At 49.4% G+C, this 18,933-nt stretch carries 16 protein-coding genes and 2 pseudogenes; 1 reads left to right on the forward strand and 17 read right to left on the reverse strand.

What is annotated here, in order from left to right; all coding sequences use genetic code 11:
* Positions 1-2: 2 nt before the first annotated feature.
* The 11 genes and pseudogenes from FN001_RS00310 to FN001_RS00360 form a co-directional block, all read right to left on the reverse strand.
* Positions 3-974 carry a substrate-binding domain-containing protein gene (locus FN001_RS00310; protein ID WP_142410453.1) on the reverse strand — a complete coding sequence of 324 codons (972 nt, stop codon included), beginning with the start codon at positions 972-974 and terminating at the stop codon, positions 3-5.
* Positions 964-2,763 (reverse strand): cache domain-containing sensor histidine kinase, encoded by a 1,800-nt coding sequence (locus FN001_RS00315; protein WP_142410454.1) that lies wholly within the window; start codon positions 2,761-2,763, stop codon positions 964-966. The genes FN001_RS00310 and FN001_RS00315 overlap by 11 nt, the downstream gene beginning before the upstream one ends.
* Before the next feature lie 31 nt (positions 2,764-2,794).
* Positions 2,795-4,441 (reverse strand): response regulator, encoded by a 1,647-nt coding sequence (locus tag FN001_RS00320; protein ID WP_118529642.1) that lies wholly within the window; start codon positions 4,439-4,441, stop codon positions 2,795-2,797.
* A 139-nt stretch (positions 4,442-4,580) separates the two neighbouring features.
* Positions 4,581-5,507, reverse strand: coding sequence for a site-specific integrase (locus tag FN001_RS00325; protein WP_142410455.1), 927 nt, complete (start codon positions 5,505-5,507; stop codon positions 4,581-4,583).
* Positions 5,508-5,526: 19 nt separating this feature from the next.
* Positions 5,527-6,021: pseudogene (locus tag FN001_RS00330) on the reverse strand (restriction endonuclease subunit S); the annotation flags it as partial.
* 42 nt (positions 6,022-6,063) lie between these two features.
* A complete protein-coding gene (gene ybiA / locus FN001_RS00335) occupies positions 6,064-6,555 on the reverse strand; it encodes a riboflavin biosynthesis intermediates N-glycosidase (protein ID WP_142410456.1) in 492 nt (163 codons plus the stop codon).
* Positions 6,555-6,971, reverse strand: a complete 417-nt coding sequence (locus FN001_RS00340; protein ID WP_182428279.1) for a hypothetical protein — start codon at positions 6,969-6,971, stop codon at positions 6,555-6,557. The genes ybiA and FN001_RS00340 overlap by 1 nt, the downstream gene beginning before the upstream one ends.
* Before the next feature lie 5 nt (positions 6,972-6,976).
* Entirely contained in the window at positions 6,977-7,630 is a 654-nt protein-coding gene (locus FN001_RS00345; RefSeq protein WP_142410457.1) for a DUF3990 domain-containing protein, read from the reverse strand.
* Between the two features lie 17 nt (positions 7,631-7,647).
* On the reverse strand, positions 7,648-8,253 hold the full coding sequence (locus FN001_RS00350) for a restriction endonuclease subunit S domain-containing protein (RefSeq protein ID WP_142410458.1): 606 nt from the start codon (positions 8,251-8,253) through the stop codon (positions 7,648-7,650).
* 2 nt (positions 8,254-8,255) lie between these two features.
* Positions 8,256-8,582 carry a hypothetical protein gene (locus tag FN001_RS00355; protein WP_142410459.1) on the reverse strand — a complete coding sequence of 109 codons (327 nt, stop codon included), beginning with the start codon at positions 8,580-8,582 and terminating at the stop codon, positions 8,256-8,258.
* Positions 8,569-9,066 (reverse strand): annotated as a pseudogene (locus FN001_RS00360) (type I restriction-modification system subunit M N-terminal domain-containing protein); the annotation flags it as partial. The pseudogene FN001_RS00360 and the gene FN001_RS00355, both read right to left, overlap by 14 nt.
* A gap of 296 nt (positions 9,067-9,362) precedes the next feature.
* Between FN001_RS00360 and FN001_RS00365 the strand changes: the two are divergent.
* Entirely contained in the window at positions 9,363-10,208 is an 846-nt protein-coding gene (locus FN001_RS00365) for a hypothetical protein (RefSeq protein ID WP_142410461.1), read from the forward strand.
* On the opposite strand, the gene tsf is transcribed toward FN001_RS00365, so the two are convergent.
* The 6 genes from tsf to FN001_RS00395 form a co-directional block, all read right to left on the reverse strand.
* Positions 10,189-11,130 (reverse strand): translation elongation factor Ts, encoded by a 942-nt coding sequence (gene tsf / locus FN001_RS00370; RefSeq protein ID WP_142410462.1) that lies wholly within the window; start codon positions 11,128-11,130, stop codon positions 10,189-10,191. The genes FN001_RS00365 and tsf overlap by 20 nt on opposite strands.
* A gap of 101 nt (positions 11,131-11,231) precedes the next feature.
* Entirely contained in the window at positions 11,232-11,957 is a 726-nt protein-coding gene (gene rpsB, locus FN001_RS00375; RefSeq protein WP_147557269.1) for a 30S ribosomal protein S2, read from the reverse strand.
* Between the two features lie 616 nt (positions 11,958-12,573).
* Complete coding sequence (gene codY / locus FN001_RS00380; protein ID WP_118296924.1) at positions 12,574-13,356, reverse strand: GTP-sensing pleiotropic transcriptional regulator CodY; 783 nt, start codon at positions 13,354-13,356, stop codon at positions 12,574-12,576.
* 397 nt (positions 13,357-13,753) lie between these two features.
* Positions 13,754-15,856 carry a type I DNA topoisomerase gene (gene topA, locus FN001_RS00385; RefSeq protein WP_142410463.1) on the reverse strand — a complete coding sequence of 701 codons (2,103 nt, stop codon included), beginning with the start codon at positions 15,854-15,856 and terminating at the stop codon, positions 13,754-13,756.
* Positions 15,857-15,877: 21 nt separating this feature from the next.
* Complete coding sequence (gene dprA, locus FN001_RS00390) at positions 15,878-17,011, reverse strand: DNA-processing protein DprA (protein ID WP_243121904.1); 1,134 nt, start codon at positions 17,009-17,011, stop codon at positions 15,878-15,880.
* A 49-nt stretch (positions 17,012-17,060) separates the two neighbouring features.
* On the reverse strand, positions 17,061-18,596 hold the full coding sequence (locus tag FN001_RS00395; protein WP_142410464.1) for a YifB family Mg chelatase-like AAA ATPase: 1,536 nt from the start codon (positions 18,594-18,596) through the stop codon (positions 17,061-17,063).
* Between the last annotated feature and the right edge of the window lie 337 nt (positions 18,597-18,933).

The raw sequence follows: 18,933 nt of genomic DNA on the forward strand, positions 1-18,933 counted from the left end.
TCCTATTCCATCGGATACAGCAATTTCTCATAGGTCCCGCTCTTTAAGATCCCATCATCGATATATTCCGGCGTCAATGTGATCTGTTTCTCATTCCACTCTCCGCCTGCCGCCTGTACGGCTTTTTCCACGCTTAAGTATCCTTCATCAAAGCGGTTCCACGCCATAAGACCGGTGACGATCCCCTTGTCCATCTGGTTTAACAGTTTTGTCGTACTTCCGATCCCGTAAAGCGCTGTTACATGTTCCCGGTACACGCCGCTTCCCTCCAGAATATCCGCGAGATCCGACAGCGCGCCTACATCCATGCCGACTGCCATAAATTTTCCGTTTTCCGGGTACACGGTCCCCTCGATCGTTTTCCGGTAAGTGTCCTCATTTCTCTTCTCGATCAGACTGACTGAAAAGCCGGCCTGGTCGAGCACAGAACGAAGTCCGTCATATGTATCGGTATTTCCCGTGTAGGAAAGTCCTTCCGTAAACAGACAGACCGGAATCTCCGGTGTCTCATTTTCCACGATCTTCTCGCCGAGGCTCCGCCCCATCTCGTAGCGGTCCACCGAGATCGAACATGCGACCGAACTGCTGATCGTCGAAGCGCCGAGAAAGATCACCGGACATCCCGGTGAAATCTCGTCCAGCTGCATGACCGTGTGATCCTCCCGCACCGGTGCGAGGATGATCGCGTTCGTTCCGTCCTTCACTTCGCGCACGATGAGCTCATCCTGCTGTTTTTCATCATTTTCTGCATACAGCGTGATAAAATTCACATCCGCCTGATACTTTTTTTCCGCCATGTTCATGCCTTCGCGGAAATTTCCGTAATAATTGTCGTTCACCTGGTCGACGATCACCGACACCCGGAAGATCTCCTTTTTCTTCTCCTTGATGATCAGATCCGTCGAGGACAGCAGATACAGGATCACCAGCAGGATCACTCCGGCACACCAGCCGATCTTTTCTTTATTTGACATTGATCTTTTCCCCCTCTGCCGTCTCCGAGTAAGGGATCGCCTTCATGTGGATCGTCACGGTCGTCCCCTCGTCAAGCTCCGACTCGATCGAGAGACCGTAATCCGATCCAAAATACAGGCGGATCCTTTCATTGACATTCCGGACGCCGATCCCGGAGCCGCTCTTTGAGGCCACATGTTTTTTGTCGGAGAACATGTTTTCGATCTGCTCCTTCGTCATTCCGAGTCCGTTGTCAGAGACCTTCATATAAAGGTCATCGCCATCCCGGTATACATGGATCCGGATCTCCCCGTCCCCGTCCATGAACTCCATGCCGTGATAGATCGCATTTTCCACAAGCGGCTGAAGGATCAGCTTTACACTCGCAAGATCCATAACCGACTCATCCGCCTCGATCCCGTAGGTAAAGCGATTTTTAAAGCGCATATGCTGGATCGTCAGATAATTTCTCACATGTTCGATCTCATCCCGGACGGTGATGATGCTCTTTCCACGGCTCAGGCTGATCCGGAAAAATCTCGCCAGCGCCGTCACAACCTTCACAGCATCCGCCTGTTTTTCATTCTCGATCATCCAGACGATGATGTCCAGCGTATTGTAAAGGAAGTGCGGGTTGATCTGGGACTGCAGGACGTCGAACTCATTCTTTCGCTTTGATTCATGCTCCGCGACGATGTCATCCATCAGCCGCCGGATCTGGGTCGCCATGTTCTGAATGGATGTGCCGAGATGGCGAATCTCATAGGAGCCGCCCACATAGACATCCGCATTCAGGTTTCCCGCCTCGATCTCGTTCACGGACTTCTCCAGCGCTTCGATCGGGGTCGTGATCCTCGTGGAGATATAGGCGTTGATCACCGCGAGAAGGAAGGCAACAAATACCACGATAAACGTGATCAGGAGACGCGTCTTCAACGCATTCAGGGTGACTCCGCCCATCGGCGCCGCCCCGATGATCTTCCATCCGGTGTATCCGACCGTCTTAACAGTCACCGCCCGCTTTTTCCCCTGGAACATCTCCTCGTGGATCCCGTCGCGGTAGCCGGCCGCCGCCTCGAGGTTTTCCTCTTCCAGTCCGGAATACAAAAGCTGGGATTCCGGATGGTAGATCAGCTCTCCGTCCGTTCCCATGAGATAGACATAGCCGCCGTTCCCGAGCGTGATCTCATCGAACAACTGTTCCAGACTGTCATAGCGGATATCGATCAAAAGTACGCCCTGTTCCGTGGAGGAACCCTCCGTGATCTCGACCACGCGGGCCGCCGAGATCACCCAGCGGTACTGGTTTTCGCTCACATCGAAGACCCGCTGGACGTGGGGAACCGAAAAATGAAGGTTCTCCGTCTTGCTCAGTGCCGCCTGGAACCACGATTCCTCCGTCGGATCCACACCGGTCTTCAGGCGGGAAGCGGGAACTGCCTCCAGAAGCTCTCCGCTTCTGGAGAACAGGGCGATATTCTCCACATTGTCCTGGTTATTGTCGTAGAGCAGCATCATCTCCCGGTTGACGCGCTCGTTCTCCAGATCCGCATTTTTGATCACGTCGTAATACAGGGAATCGGAAAGCTTCATGATGCCGCGGAGCCACACATCCACCGAGCGGTTCACCTGGTCGATCAGGATCTGATTTTCCTCCTGCATCGTGTCGGACATCTGTTTTGACATCCGGCTGTACAATGACAGTCCGATAAAGATGCTGGCCGCAAGTGCCGTCACCGTAAAGTACACGAAGATCATATAGCGGATGCTGGTCCGTTTCAGAAATCCGTTCTCGTTTTCTGGTTTCATACTGCTCTCCCCTATTTTTATTCACCGCCCTTTAATTTCCGGGTCTGCTTCCCCTGAATTTTGTCGGTGAGACGCCGAATTTCTTTTTAAAAACGTAACTGAAGTAATTCTGCTCCTGATATCCGACCTTCGCGGCGATCACGTACGTCTTGTCATCCGTCATGTTCAGAAGCTCCACAGCCTTATTGAGGCGGACGTCCGTCAGATATCCGATGTACGTCTGCCCGGTTGCCTTCTTGAACATCGTTGAAAAATACGCCGGGCTCATATGAAGGATCCGGCAGATCTGTTCGACCGAGAGATCCGGATCCTGATAATTTTCCATAATATACTGCTTGGCGCGTTCCATACTCTGTCTCGTCGTGTTGTCGCGCTCCTTATTCATCGCGCCGTTGATCTTTAACGCTGCCCCGAGGAGCCATTTTGAGAACGTCTCCCGGTTCATGACCTGGTGGATGATCGTAAACGGATCCGCCCCCACCTTTGAGTCAGCAAAAAGCTCGTCCATCTCCAGATCATACTGCTGGATCAGCTGGACCAGGCAGTTTGCGACGCTCAGAATGTAAGTCTGGTATTGTCTCGCGTGAACCTTCGCGTCCGACATCCGTCCGATGATCCGCGCGGTCACTTCCCGGATCTTTTCCTCCGGCCCGAATTTGACTGCCTGGATCAGTGCTGACTCATCTTCCGAAGTGAACTGAAGTTTTCCGGTGTTCATCGGCTCCACGTCGTTGATATAGATCGTACTGCCGACACCGACGATCGCGCGGTATCCAAGCGCGTCGAGTGCTGACTGGAAAGATTCACAGATCAGTCCAAGCTCCGTCCGGCTGTGACCGATCCCGATCGTGACCGGAATCATTAAGATCTTCCGGATCTCCTTGCAGATGTCGCTCAGGATATCGATCAGTCCGGTCTGGGAGTTTGTCTCATCCACCGCGACGATCCCTGCGATCTCCGCATCCGCCGCCCCCGAGAATGAAAACAGGGAAAAGCGGCAGTAATTTTTCAGATTTTCCTCCAGGATCTGCATCACGGAGATCGGGATCAGGTCCCGCTCTTCATGAAGCGGCAGGATCACCTCGCCGGAGACAGCCGAAAGCTCCGCCTTGACTGCGATCGAGATCCATTTTTTCGCACCTGCCAGCGGGATATCATACTGTTCCAGGCGCTCCGCCACCGTCATCTCATCCATCTGTCGGCTCACAAGATCCTTTAAAAACTGCTCCCTGAGGATCGGCAGACTGCGCTTGTAATTTTCCCGCAGAAGACTCACGTCCCGCTTCTGCTCAATCTCCTCGTCGAGACTCGCCTGGATCTTCTTTAAGATCGCCGTCAGCTCCTCCACATTCACCGGCTTTAAGATATATTCCGTCACATTTAACTTGATCGCCCGCTTCGCGTACTCGAAATCGTCATATCCGGAAAAGATCACAATCTTCATCGACGGATATTTCTGGCGGATCTTCTCCGCAAGCGTAAGACCATCCATATATGGCATCCGGATATCCGTGAGGACAACGTCTGGCTCCAGATTCTCGATCTTCTCCAAAGCGTCCTCCCCGTTCTCCGCATCGCCGACCACGGTAAAGCCTACCGACTGCCAGTCGATCTTTCGGATAATGCTCTTTCGCACTTCTTCCTCGTCATCCACAAGGATAATTCTGTATAAATCCATTTCCTGCTGCTCCTATCTGAACCGGCGGGATTCTTGCGCCGGGTCGTTTTCATGCCTGTTTTCATTTTACTATAGATCCGCACTGTTTGCAAATGGTTCGCTCCCTGCCAGCGCAGCCGGGATCTGTTTCTTTTTCGTTTTAGTTCAGACTGGACAGAGATCTCATGACAAGGTCAATATCCTTATTTTCCAGTTCCTGAATAATATGCAGGTATGTCTTCTGCGTTGTTGTCATACTCGAATGGCCAAGTCTTCTCGCCACACTTGCGATCGAGACACCGGTAAACAACAATAGTGAGGCATGTGTATGGCGCAGACCATGGATCGATATGACCGGGATCTTACACTTTTTGCAATGCCTGCTCAGGATATCATTTACCGTTGAATTGTACACCTTTGTTTTTGCGAAGATCGGCTGATCCTCCGGTAAATTTTTTACCAGCTCTGAGAACTGGATCACCGTCTGCCAGTCGATCTGGATCTTCCGGACAGATGATTTGTTCTTTGTCGGCTGGAATCCGCCGTCACCCTTATAATTCCATGTTTTGCTGATCGACAGTGTCTGATGGGAAAAATCAAAATCCTTCGGGGTCAGGGCAAGTGCCTCCGAAAAACGCATCCCCGTCTTTGCGACCAGAAGAATAAAATAATCCCAGTTGACCTGGTCCTTCAGATCCAGCGAAACAAGCAGCGTATGCAGGTGAAACTGATTCAGATACTTGATCTTTTTTACCGATGGCCCCTTTCCCTTTATAATTGCTTTTCTGGTCGGGTCCCGGTCGATCAGACCTTCATCCACCGCATCCAGGATGGTGCCCTTCAACTGATGATGGAAGTCCATGGTTGTCTGCCGTTCATGGTACTCCGTATAGTCATTTAACAGCTGCTGATAGGCGATACGGTTCATCTCTCTGATCTTCAGCTCCGGGATCAGCTTTTCCAGCCATTTCTGCGTCATCAGGTATTTGTCCATTGTGACTTTGCGGATTGCTCCCTTTTTATATACCATGATCCACCAAGCATAATACTCACAAAATAAATCTTCCTTTTTTGTTTCACTTAACATTGCTCGCGTTCCTCCATTTTCACAGCGGCACACGCTGGCAAAGGGTGATAAGGTTGTCGAGATTTGCAAAGTACTGACCACTTATCTGTTGTTCGTTATAAGAGGGAAAATCCACAACCAATTCTTTTACGATTACACCTGATAGATTTCCTTGCCCACCTTGCAAATATGTTTCTACTATGTTGCGTTTACTCTTTCGCAGCCATTGTGATAAATATTCTGCATCGTAATTATCCATTGGCTTAATCGCTAAAATAGCCTGATTTATCGCACCTTCAAGCCTTGCACGACCCACTTCACCGCTTGTAGCACCATATAAGGCATAAAGGATATCTCCTTTTGAAACGAGCCGTGTCGAAGAACCATTCAACCCTTTTTCGGATATAAAAAGTTCGGTGCTTTCGCTATTGATTTCAGCGGAACGGATAAATGGTATTTGACCATCATAATACTCTTTTACGCCAACCGTTGGAGTGCCGCCTGAGTACGATGTTGTTACTTCTCCAACCTTACGCTGTTCCCAAGCGTCCGTCTTTTTCGCCCATTTTCCTGTCTTTTACTGCCCGGAATGATGTCTGATCTGATCCCGTACCATCATTAATGCGTACCCAAGCAGATTTTGACCTCGCCACATAGACGGATCAAGCCGTTTTGGATCGTCCATCGCAAGTCCGATTCCCCAGATCCGGTCTCTGACAGCGCATTCTGCCAAAATTGCATCCCCGGTACTCAATAATTGTTCACAAAGTTCTGAATTCTGTGAAAATTTTTCAATCAGCCCTTCATATACCACCATCTGCCGGATTCCACTCCAGATCAAATCCTCATATCCGGCTACCATCCGCCCGAGTTCCTTGATCCTCGCAGCGTCCTCCGTTGCAAGGATCTTCTCCGCAATCTCATGATCCTGAAACCACACAGCCTTCCGGTACATCATAAACTGCTCCATCGATGTGAAGCAGATTCCGTCCGCAACAAATTTTGATGGATACCAGTTGCTGAAAGCTCCATACTCCTCATCCGGATTGTGAAATCCTATCACATGCATCAGACCTGCCCCACTTTCCGGACTGCAAGCTCCAGTTCCAGGTCATGCAGTCCATAGTACGCCTTTTCCAGGAAGTCCAGAGGGATCTTTTTCACTAACTCCGCACTCGGGATATTATAATACCACTGATAATACGCATAAAATTCCCCGATCCAGTCCGGCATAAATCCACCGATCGACTTTCCCGGCTTCATCCGGTACTGTTCTGTCTCCGTAAAATAATCCCAGAGTTCTCTGGCATCCATGGTATTGACATATGCCTTCGCCTCGTCGATACTCTTTCGTGTTTTACTGGACATATACGCCTTAATAAAGTCTCCTGTATCTTTGTCTGGAAACGACTGTGCAACAAGATCAAACAGTTTTCCCTGATTTTCCACTACATCTTCCAGATATGCATCGGAATATGCCCTCATATCCATCACCTCTCAAGCAGCGTACTAAATACGTTTGTTACCGTATTTGCATCCGAATTTACCAGATCCCGCATCTTTTTTCGTGCCATGATATCTCTTGCGTTATATCGGTCATTGAATTCTGTGTACTCGACGATTTCCAGCTCATCTTTTAATTCATGCAGTCCGGCATACGCCCGTTCTGTCTTGATACAGTATTGGATTCCAAGACCGCCGAGGGATAACAGTTCTTCCAGAAGGTCAACATCGATATTGTCACGCACAAACTCTTTCGCAATGTAAAAGTAGGACGCATTCGCTCGCCAGCCTTTGATCACGTCGTACGTTTCCGTGTCGATTCCATATTTATCAATGAACTTTGATGCCAGCATCCGGTAACGTTTGGAATCCGCCGCATCCCTGTGTTTCATCAGCTCAGCCAGCCATGCGAAAACATTTTTTTCCTGAAAATCCAGAATTTTCAGTCCATCGCACTCCAGTTCGTACTTGTGGACCCAGCCGTTTTTCTCATTTGGTCTGCACACTGCCCATTCTTTTGCCAGTTCGATGTTCTCTGTCAGGTAAAATCCCCGTCCGTAATCATGTTTATCATCTCCACCACCAAACTTCGGGGTCACGATCCGGTCCGGAGTGCCATGGTACAATGTAATTTTCTTCATTTTTTCACAGCTCCTCCCTAAACAAACATCTTTTCCAACATCGATTTCTTGATTTTTTGCAGTTTTTCGAGCTTACGCTGATGAAGGGTGATAAGGTGATCAAGACTACGAAAAACCTTAGTTAATTTTTCCTGTTCCGCAACTGACGGAAACATTACACTAACTTTCACAAATGAATCCCAATATGATCTTTTTCGAAAATCAGTCACCCCATACGATAAGTTGTTGATCTGTGTAATTACTGGTTTTCTACGCAGGCAATAATCCATAAATTCTGGATATAAATTTTTGTCTGGAATCGCTGAAACATAAGCAGGGCTTACCATTCCCTCACTTTTCACTACTCCGATAGCCCCTTGCCAGGCTCGCATCATGTTAAAAACAAGATCGCCATAATATACGTGTTTATAAAGAGATTTATCTTCACTTCTCCCCACATTTTTTCCTAATAAATCAGCATCTAATTCTCCATTTGAAACTCCATGATGTATTGAAACCGACAATATTTCAAGGTTATCCTTCCCTTTTTCGTTGCGCTCCACATAGATTTCCCCTAACTTACGCTGTTCCCAATCATCACAAAATCCCTTAAATCGAATTGCCGGTTTTTTCTTATTTTCCATGACTATTCCCCCAACAGCAACGATTTAAACTCGCGGAGTCCCTTGAGATCGTACCCGCTTCCATCCAGATCATCCATCATCTTTGCATGTTCCTTCTCGGTCTCCCGGATCTCGTTTTCCAGGTCGAAGAAGGTAGTCTCGTACTTACTCTGCAGTTTCTGGATTTTTCTAAGCAGTTCATCTACGATCGAATCCGGCAGACAGGAAAGTTTTTCCGTGAGCGGATCGATCCACTTTAATTCAAGAAGTTCCAGAACTTCTTCCTCTGTCAGAGCTTCAATTTTCTCTTTCGTCCTGATCTCCAGTTCTGCTCTTCCCGTTTTGATCATATCCCTGTTTTCCGTCCATCGGGATGTCCTTGATCAGACCAAGGAGTCCGCTGATCGCTTTTGTCTGCGTTCCGGAGCTGTCACCGAGCTTTGAGAGCCCTGTCTGCAGTGTATCAAAAATCTTGTCAAACACGTTTTTATGCGTTGCAGAGATCAGACGGCTGAACGCAGAGAGGGCGTCTCTCACATTGGAGACATCAAAATTTTTTCCCATTTTCAGCCATGTGGAAAAAAGGTTTTCATATGAGATAAAATATCCAATATTCTCCTGCACCCATTCCACCGTCTCCGGATCATCTTCCGACAATGTTTTTAAATATTCGTCATCACAATCGTTTTCCTTTAAGAACTGGACTTCTTTATCGGAAAGATATTTATAAAAAATAAAACCGAGGATAAAGTCCTTATATTCTCCGGCCTCGATCTTTGACCGCATCTGGTTCGCGGAAGCCCAGATTTTCTGGGCGAGCTGCTGTTTATTCATAATGTCGATTCATCTCTTTCTCTCACTCCCAGTAAGAGTGCAGACTACTGTGTCCAGTATACCATACGAGCGAAAATATTCCAAATAAAAAGAATATGCCTCGACACATTCCAAAGGAACTTCCTACAAAAAAGCTCCCCCGGACCGCCAGAATCTCTCTGCAGTCCGAAGGAGCTTTTTCATTTTCTACTAAAAGCCGTATGCCGTTCGTTGCCGGATTTCTTTTTTTACTTACTCTGTGCAAACAGCCAGTCTCTGACTGCACTGAGATCATATGCGTAGTTGAAGGATGTCATGTGGTCAAGAGATGGGGTGCGATCCTTCTCACGCTGGGACTTTCCTCAGGAATGGGCTTCACAGCGCAGGCCGGAGGATGGGAACGCTTGTCGAACACATCCCCGTTGAAAGGCTCTTTCGTAAGATCGGACGGGCGAACGATCACCATCACGGATGCCGCCCCGGATCTCCTTTTTATCTCCATGGTCTCCAGCCAGGAACTCGGTATGGCCTGCTTTGCTCCAGGTATCTATCGGAGTTTTTATGTAAACGAGAACACAGAAAATGAAAAATGGGAATTCAGTGTCTATACCAGTATGAGCTGGGAGGAGTGGACGCTTCACGGTCCCTCCGACAAACGGGAAGTCGGGCGTGTAGACTATACATACATGGATCTCTACGACAACCCAATCTATACAAAAGAAGATATGATCCTCTACAATACGATGAGCGGATATGTGATCGAGGATGTGGCCGGTCAGGTCTTCGCCTGGGTTTATCCCATGGGGCAGACCGTCGATCAGTCTCTGATGGTCCAGCCGTATGGTTCGGAAAAATTCCATCATATTTATCTGAACAACCCGAATGAACACGAGCTCCCGTATATTCCGGAAATGTACTGCTATGACATCCTCTGCAACAGCCCTGCCCTGGAGAGCAGGTTCCGGATGGGACTGCAGGTCCTGTATGATCAGAACACGGAGACGATCAGCAGAGAAACCTGCTATCTTTTTTCCCTCGGCACCAACCGGGAGGATCAGTTTGTCCGGGAAAAAATAAGCCGCACAGTCCTGTATTTCAGGACCATGCGGCTTATAAACGTCTGTATCGGAATACAAACTTTTATTATTTGCCCATCTGCTTAGCAACTTCCTCAGCGAAGTTCTCTTCCTTCTTCTCAAGACCTTCACCAGTCTCGAAACGAACGAAGCTCTTGAGCTCGATGTTAGCGCCATTCTCTTTTGCAACCTGAGCTACGTACTGAGCTACGGACTGCTTGCCGTCCTCTGCTTTTACGTAAACCTGGTCTAAGAGGCAGATCTCTTTCATCTCTTTGTTGATACGTCCCTGGATCATACCCTGGATAACCTTCTCCGGCTTGGATGCTTCCTTCGGATCATTCTGGATCTGAGCCATAAGGATGGATTTCTCATGCTCGATGAAGTCTGCGCTTACCTCGTTACGGCTTGTGTATTTCGGATTAAGAGCTGCAACCTGCATGCAGACGTTCTTAGCCATCTCTTTAACAGCGTCGTTTACAACGTCTGTCTGAACGTCAAGGAGAACACCGATTCTTCCACCGGCATGGATATAGGAAGCAACGAAACCGTTCTCCTCTTTAACCTGTTTGAAACGACGGATGCTCATGTTCTCGCCGATGATGGAGATCTGGGAGGAAAGAGCTTCCTTAACAGTAAGGCTCTCATCTGCTGCCCACTTCTCATCCATGAATGCGTCCATATCTGCTGCTGTTGTTGTAAGAGCCTGAGCTGCAACCTGAGCAACGTATGCCTGGAACTTTGCGTTCTTTGCAACGAAGTCTGTCTCAGCGTTAACCTCAACGATAACAGCTTTCTTCTCGTCTGCTGTCATAGCTGTGTCAACAATACCCTCAGCTGCGATACGTCCAGCCTTCTTCTCTGCACCTGCAAGTCCTTTTTCTCTTAAGAACTCAACAGCCTTGTCCATGTCGCCGTCTGTAGCTGCAAGAGCTTTCTTGCAGTCCATCATTCCAGCGCCTGTCATTTCTCTTAAATCTTTTACCATTTTAGCTGTAACTGCTGCCATGTTTCATTTCCTCCGAATCATATTAAAGAATCAAAATAAAACGTGTCTTTTCAGAAGAAGGTGCTGCCACTGACAGCACCTTCCGGATTCCTTATAACAACTTAAGCCTCTGCGTTCTCCTCAGCTGCTTCTGCTGCCTCAGCCTCGCCCTGCTTAGCCTCGATGACAGCGTCTGCCATCTTGGAAACGATAAGCTTAACGGCTCTGATAGCATCGTCGTTACCCGGAATTACATAGTCAAGTTCTTCCGGATCGCAGTTTGTATCAGCGATACCGATCAGAGTGATTCCAAGTGTGTGAGCTTCCTGAACACAGATTCTTTCCTTCTTCGGATCTACGATAAAGATAGCGTCCGGGATCTTCTTCATTTCCTTGATACCGCCAAGGTTCTTCTCAAGCTTCTCCCACTCTTTCTTTAACTCGATAACTTCCTTCTTCGGAAGAACGTCGAAAGTTCCGTCCTCAGACATCTTCTCGATTGCTTTTAATCTAGCGATTCTGGACTGGATGGTCTTGAAGTTTGTAAGCATACCGCCAAGCCATCTCTCGTTTACATAGTACATTCCGCAACGCTCAGCCTCAGCCTTGATTGCATCCTGAGCCTGTTTCTTTGTACCAACGAAAAGGATTGTGCCGCCCTCAGCTGCGATATCAGCAACTGCCTTGTAAGCCTCATCAACTTTACCTACAGATTTCTGAAGGTCGATGATGTAGATACCGTTTCTCTCTGTGTAGATGTACGGTGCCATTTTCGGGTTCCATCTTCTTGTCTGGTGACCGAAATGTACGCCGGCTTCCAGAAGCTGTTTCATTGAAATTACGCTCATGTTATTTTCCTCCATTTGGTTATTTACTTCCGCCTGCATCTCACTTCCACAACCACCTGAAAAACTCAGGCACCACTTGCAGAATCCGCAGACGTGCATAATATCAGCTTTTTCACTATATCATAAGTCAATTTCCCCTGCAAGTACTTTTTTATTATTTTTCCAACTTTTTTTGCGTACCGCATCTCCCAGTGGTGAACTTCCCGACAGATGCACATGAACCCAGAAATCTTCTTTCCTCCTCAGATCACTTCGCCGAAACAACATTCCTTCTATATCTCTCGCGATACCCAGCGGTGAGCTTCCGAGCTGGTGTGCATGATCCGGGGATCTGGCTTCCTCTTAGCGCGCGGGTGACTGCGTTGAAGAACAGGCAGCACTTGTCTGAGCGCAGCGAGTTGTGCTGCCTGTTCTTCGCCCTTAGCAGTCTCCCGGGCGCTTAGAGGAACCATCCCCGCATCCCAAGCACACCAGCCCGGAAGCTCACCGCGTACCCTCGCCAACACCTCCATAAAGCCACTCTCCCCTATTCCACCCAAAAAAGAGGCGCAGCCCTAAATCCCGCCGCACCTCTTTTTACATCTTCTTCAATTACAACCAAAACCACTTCTATCAGCTATTTCGCATTAACCGCCTTCAACGCCTTCAGCTCATCAAACACCACATCATTCAAAACTTTAATGTATGTTCCCTTCATACCCGAAGACCTCGACTCGATAACACCCGCACTCTCAAACTTCCGGAGCGCATTCACGATAACGGATCTCGTAATACCAACCCGGTCTGCGATCTTGCTGGCAACAAGAATTCCCTCGTTTCCGTCAAGCTCCTCGAAGATATGGGTAATTGCCTCCAGCTCAGAGAACGATAACGTGCTGATCGCAGATTTCACGATCTGTACCTTTCTTGTCTCCTCCGCGTTCTCCTCATTTACAGAACGCATCATCTCAAGGCCGACAACCGTAGTACCATACTCGCAGAGAATAATATCATCGATATCATACTGCTCGTCGGATTTGTACATAAATAAAGTTCCAAGACGCTCTCCCGCAATATCGATCGGAGCGATGATCGCCTGGTATTTCTTCACGTTCTCCTCAGCGAAACCGAGAGTCGCAAGATTTACATTTTCCTTTGTGGAAAGGACACTTAAGAGGCGTTCGTTAAACATTTTATCGACATAGCCGCCTACTTTGTCCTCAATCAACTCATGGATCTCATCGACACCAGGACAGATGCTTACACCCAGGACTTTTCCTTTCTTGCTGATCACGAGAATGTTCGACAGCAAAATTTCGCTTAAAACTTTACAGATGTCGTTAAATACGACCTTGTGCGAATTGTTGTTGTGGAGCAGTTTGTTTATTTTTCTGGTCTTATCCAATAATTCAACACTCATTTCCGAAAACCTCCTTTACTTTCTGATATCGTACGAATAATATTTGATCGATTAAATTGTAACACGATATTTCCAGAATTTCAAGACTTTTTCGGATAATTAGGATAAATCGAAATAAATTGTCAAGTCCTTATCAATTTTTCGAAGTTCAAACTGTCTGAATTGTATCATTTGTAGCGATAATTATGCAGTTCAGTGCATTTATCGTCAAATTTCACTGTCAGAAGAGACATTTCACCTTTCCACACCAGCTGACCCGATGCCTTCATCTTCTTCCAAACATCCGCCGTATGCAGGTTTGATTCACAGCTCTTGCAAGAAACATCCGGCAAATGTGTCTCGCACATCCCGCCGGAGCCTTTTTATCACTGCCGTTCATCCTGTAATCGGCAGCAGATTATTCAGTTGCAGTCTTTTCCTCTTCCTTTTCCTTCATCGGCATCACAAAACCGCACTGCTCATTTGCACAGACGAGTTTGTTTCCTTTTTCCACCATGTAGCTTCCGCATTCCGGACATTTCTCAGTGGACGGTTTCTGCCAGGACATGAAATCACAGTCCGGGTTGGCCTCACAGCCGTAATACTTTCTGCCTTTTTTCGTCTTCTTGATGATGACTTCTTTTCCGCACTTCGGACACGGGATGCCGGTCTTCTCCAGATACGGCTTCGTATTCCGGCACTCCGGGAATCCCGGACATGCGAGGAACTTACCGTGAGGACCGTACTTGATGACCATCCGTCTTCCGCAGACCTCACAGATCTCATCCGATTCCTCATCCGCGATATGAACCGTCTCAAGCGTTCTCTGTGCCTCATCCACCGCTGCCATGAGATCCGGGTAAAAGTTTCTGACGATCGTCTTCCACGGAGTCAGTCCCTCTCCGACGCTGTCTAACAGAAACTCCAGATTCGCCGTGAAAGCGATATCCACGATGCTCGGGAAGCACTGCTTCATGATCCGGTTGACAACCTCGCCGAGCTCAGTCACATAAATATTTTTATTTTCCTTCACCACATACCGGCGTGCAAGGATCGTTGTGATCGTCGGAGCGTAGGTACTCGGACGTCCGATGCCCTGTTCCTCCATCGCCTTTACAAGCGATGCCTCCGTATAGTGGGCCGGCGGCTGAGTAAAGTGCTGGGCATTTACAAGATCGGCAAGCTCCAGCTCCTCGCCCTTTTCCAGCCTCGAGAGGATCTGATTCTTCTCTTCCTTCTCGTCCGCCTCGATATAGACAGACATGAATCCGTCAAATTTCAGTCTGGACGCTGTCATCGTAAATTCATTTCCGCCCGCCATGATCTTAACAGAAGTCGTCTCATAGACAGCCGCGGACATCCGGCTCGCGGTAAACCGCTTCCAGATCAGCTGGTAAAGACGGAACTGGTCTCTCGAAAGAGATTCCTTCACCTTGACAGGTGTCAGGGAAAGATTCGTCGGACGGATCGCCTCGTGCGCATCCTGGATCTTTCCGTTATTCTTCTTTGAGTTCTCTCCCGTTGACAGATATGCTTCCCCATAGTTCTCAGCGATGAATTCGCCTGCCATCTTCTCCGCTTCCTCCGCGACACGGGTGGAATCGGTACGCAGGTAAGTGATCAGACCGACCGTGCCGTGTCCTTTCACATCAACGCCCTCATAGAGCTGCTGTGCGAGACGCATCGTCTTCTGGGTGGAGAAGTTTAACGCCTTGGACGCCTCCTGCTGCATGGTACTCGTTGTAAACGGAAGCGGCGGCTTCTTCGTGCGCTCACCGTTCCTGATATCATTTACGATAAATTTCTGTCCCTTTAAGGACTCTAACAGGGCATCCAGCTCGGCACGGCTCCTGATCTCTGTCTTTCCATCCTTATCTTTATGGAAATGGGCCGCTGCCGGCTTCTTTGTCCCCGGTGCCTTTAACATCGCATCGAGACTCCAGTATTCCTCCGGAATAAACGCGGAGATCTCCTCTTCACGGTCACAGATCATTCGGAGTGCCACCGACTGGACACGGCCGGCACTCAGTCCGCGTTTTACCTTTTCCCAGAGGATCGGGCTGATCTTATAGCCCACGATACGGTCCAGGATACGCCGCGTCTGCTGGGCATCCACAAGATTCATATCGATATCTCTCGGCGCCTTTAAGGACGCCTTTACCGCGTTTTTCGTGATCTCATTGAAGCTGATCCGGTATACTTTTTTATCTTTTACCTCATCGAGTTTCAGCGCTTTCATCAAATGCCAGGAAATCGCCTCTCCCTCACGGTCAGGGTCAGTTGCGAGATAGATCTTATCTGCTTTTTTCACTTCTTTCCGGAGTTTCGCAAGGATATCGCCCTTGCCCCGGATCGTGATATATTTCGGTTCATAATCATTTTCCACATCAATTCCGAGCTGGCTCTTCGGAAGATCTCTTACGTGTCCGTTGGACGCGTCCACCTCATATGTGCTTCCCAGGAATTTTTTAATTGTTTTAACCTTTGCAGGAGACTCCACAATCACAAGACTGTTCGCCATATTTTTCACATCCTTCTGCAATCATTCCGCTTTATAATATTGATTCCCGGTTCCAAAAACAAGTCCCGCAAGCTCCAGCTTTAAAAGGGCTTCCATACATTCTGTCACAGAGAGTCCGCTCAATGCGGCGACCTCTTCCAGATGTCTGGGGCGCGAATCAACCGAAGCATACACCAAATTTTCGTTCTTGGCAAGCCTATTTTGTGAAAATTTATGAATCGTTAATTTTCTTTCGTATTTCATCCCGAGGAATTCCAGCACATCCGACGGGCTCAAAAGCAGGCTCGCGCCGCCCTGGATCAGGCGGTTGCAGCCCCCGCTCAGCGGGTCATTTGCACGTCCCGGAAGGGCGAAAACCTCCTTTCCCTGCTCCAACGCAAAATCCGCCGTGATCAGCGATCCGCTCTTCTCCCTCGCTTCTATTATTATGACCGCATCAGCGAGAGCGCTGATGATCCGGTTTCTCAGCGGAAAGTTCATTGCCACAGGGCGGGTCCCCGGGACGAATTCTGAGAGGATACCGCCGTTTTCCTCCATGGCATGAAAAATTTTGTAATTTTCCCGCGGATAACAGATATTTACCCCGCATCCCAGAACCGCGTAGGTGGGTTTCCCGCGCTCGATCGCGCCCCTGTGGGCACAGCTATCCACTCCCGCCGCCATGCCGCTGATAATGTTGACTCCCGCATTGGCAAGCTCCCCGGCATAAAATCCTGCCGCCTCCTTCCCATATTCCGTGCAGGCTCTGGCGCCGACAATGGCAACCGCCGGGACCTCGTTTTCCGGAAGATTTCCCTTTACGAAAAGCGCCGCCGGTCGGTCTTTATATGGAAGGAAACGTTCCGGATAGTCGGTGTCTCCTTCCGCGATAAAGCGGATCCCCGTCCGTTCCAGCCCATAAAATTCCTTCAGCCATGCAGATTCCTGCTCTCTTGCCTGCAAAAAGACCGTCACGCGCTTCTCTGTGAGAACTCCCGCTTTTTGGATTTCCTGTTCCTTTGCCGTCCAGACCTCCTGATATGTTCCGAACCTTTCCCTTAACTTCCCGATCGTCGCACTGCCGAACCCCGGAACATGGCAGAGACAGTAAAACGCTTCCCGCTCAGTAAGTGTGTTGTAAGCCATGATCTTATGTACCCCTTTCCTTTCATTCATAGAACTGTTCCGCACCCAAAAAGTTCCGGACAAGCTTCGTTTTCAGGCATTAATTCCCCCAGAACTTCTCCCGGCTCTTCACATAGGACACCGCCTCGCAGAGATCTGAAAGCCGGATTTCACTCGCACCTGCAAGATCCGCCGTCGTTCTTGCGACTTTTAAGATCCTGTCATGCATCCTGGCGGAAAGCGCAAGCTTTTCGAAGATCTCCTCCATAAAGGTCTCCTCCTCCTTCCCCAGAACGCAGTATTTCCGGATATGCCGCCCCGCCATCTCCCCGTTGCAGCGGATGTTTTCCTCCATAAACCGCTCTTTCTGGATCTCTCTCGCCTGCTCCACCCGCGCCCGGATCGCGCCGGAAGCTTCATTTTCTCCGCCGCCTCTGATATCCCCGTAAGTAACCGGGGATGCCTCCACACAGAGATCGATCCTGTCCAGCAGTGGTCCCGATATCTTCTGTAGATACCGCGTGATCTGTCCCTCCGTGCACCGGCACCTCGCAAGGTCCGGAAAATGACCGCAGGGACATGGGTTCATCGCAGCCACAAGCTGAAAGTTGGCCGGATATGTCACCGTGGCCTCCACTCTCGAGACTGTCACCTCCCGGTCTTCGAGCGGCTGCCGGAGTGTCTCGAGCGCCGCTCTGGAAAACTCCGGCAATTCATCGAGGAACAGGATCCCGCCGGTGGCAAGCGAGATCTCCCCCGGCTTCGGTCTCCTCCCGCCTCCCGTCAGTGCCTGGACCGATACCGTGTGGTGGGGTGCGCGGAACGGCCTGATCTTTACAAGCGGCTCTTTCTCCGTCAGAAGTCCGCTCACACTGTAGATCTTCGAGATCTCGATGCTCTCCGCCACGTCCATTCCCGGCATGATCGTCGGCATTCTCCTCGCAAGCATGGTCTTTCCGGCCCCCGCAGGTCCCACGACCAGAAGGTTGTGCTTTCCGGCGGCTGCCACCTCCGCCGCCCGCCTAAGGAGCGGCTGTCCCGATAATTCCGCGAAATCCACATCATAGCGGTTCATCGTATCCTGCAGCTCCTTCATGTTTACCGGTGGTTCCGGGCGCATCGGCTGTTTTCCGGATAACATATCCACCAGATGTTTCAGATCCCGGACACCGTAGAGCGAAATCCCGCCGATAAAGGATGCCTCCTTCACGTTCTCAGCCGAAAGAAATACCCGTCGGAATCCACTCTCCCGTGCCTGTGCCGTGAGCGCCATAACGCCCGGGATCCCCCGCACAGTCCCGTCCAGCCCCAGTTCCCCGAAGAATACCGCATCCTCCAGGTCCTTTGCCTGGAATCCTCCGTATGATGACAGGATCGCCGCGGCGATCGCCAGATCAAAGCCGGTTCCTTCCTTTCTAAAATCTGCCGGAGACAGATTGACCGTGATCTTCTTTGGCGGCAGGGAGAGTCCAAGATTCTTGATCGCCGTCCGCACCCGGTCTCCGCCCTCCCGGACCTCCGAGGCCAGATATCCCACAAGGATCAGCCCCGGAAGTCCGTCGCTGACGTCCGCCTCCACGGTCACGTTTTTCCCCTCCATTCCGAGGAGATATATGCTGTTGATCTTGCTGAACAAAAAATACTCCTTTCCAGTCTTTGGTTGTCATCTCGCCACCTATAGAGATGGGAGTGTCCTTGCTGTTATTAGTTGAAATCATCCCTGAAATCGAGAATATCTTCACCGTTTTTGATAAAATAGATATGGTTTAAGAATTTTAAGAATTTAGACTGTGAAACCTGTATCCGTTTCCCTCTCACTCCTGCAGAAGAGAGCGGATTCCCTCTCGAATATGGGGCGTCCGGCGGAGGATTCCTTCCTATTTCCGTCAGCCCCATATGCATCGTCCTCCCACCGCGCGGGCAAACAGCCGCCGCGTGGCCTTACCATTTGAGCTTTCATCCATGTTTTCGCC

Source organism: Clostridium sp. Marseille-P7770 (assembly GCF_902143525.1).
In the GTDB taxonomy this organism is placed as follows: domain Bacteria; phylum Bacillota; class Clostridia; order Lachnospirales; family Lachnospiraceae; genus Pilosibacter.

Bases quoted from the DNA above. Each gene is read 5' to 3' on its own strand.
- FN001_RS00325 (WP_142410455.1), bottom strand. From the start codon at position 5,507: ATGTTAAGTGAAACAAAAAAGGAAGATTTATTTTGTGAGTATTATGCT.
- rpsB (WP_147557269.1), bottom strand. From the start codon at position 11,957: ATGAGCGTAATTTCAATGAAACAGCTTCTGGAAGCCGGCGTACATTTC.
- FN001_RS00315 (WP_142410454.1), bottom strand. From the start codon at position 2,763: ATGAAACCAGAAAACGAGAACGGATTTCTGAAACGGACCAGCATCCGC.
- topA (WP_142410463.1), bottom strand. From the start codon at position 15,856: ATGGCGAACAGTCTTGTGATTGTGGAGTCTCCTGCAAAGGTTAAAACA.
- tsf (WP_142410462.1), bottom strand. From the start codon at position 11,130: ATGGCAGCAGTTACAGCTAAAATGGTAAAAGATTTAAGAGAAATGACA.
- FN001_RS00310 (WP_142410453.1), bottom strand. From the start codon at position 974: ATGTCAAATAAAGAAAAGATCGGCTGGTGTGCCGGAGTGATCCTGCTG.
- FN001_RS00350 (WP_142410458.1), bottom strand. From the start codon at position 8,253: ATGGAAAATAAGAAAAAACCGGCAATTCGATTTAAGGGATTTTGTGAT.
- dprA (WP_243121904.1), bottom strand. From the start codon at position 17,011: ATGAATGAAAGGAAAGGGGTACATAAGATCATGGCTTACAACACACTT.
- FN001_RS00320 (WP_118529642.1), bottom strand. From the start codon at position 4,441: ATGGATTTATACAGAATTATCCTTGTGGATGACGAGGAAGAAGTGCGA.
- ybiA (WP_142410456.1), bottom strand. From the start codon at position 6,555: ATGCATGTGATAGGATTTCACAATCCGGATGAGGAGTATGGAGCTTTC.
- FN001_RS00345 (WP_142410457.1), bottom strand. From the start codon at position 7,630: ATGAAGAAAATTACATTGTACCATGGCACTCCGGACCGGATCGTGACC.
- FN001_RS00340 (WP_182428279.1), bottom strand. From the start codon at position 6,971: ATGAGGGCATATTCCGATGCATATCTGGAAGATGTAGTGGAAAATCAG.
- codY (WP_118296924.1), bottom strand. From the start codon at position 13,356: ATGAGTGTTGAATTATTGGATAAGACCAGAAAAATAAACAAACTGCTC.
- FN001_RS00355 (WP_142410459.1), bottom strand. From the start codon at position 8,582: ATGATCAAAACGGGAAGAGCAGAACTGGAGATCAGGACGAAAGAGAAA.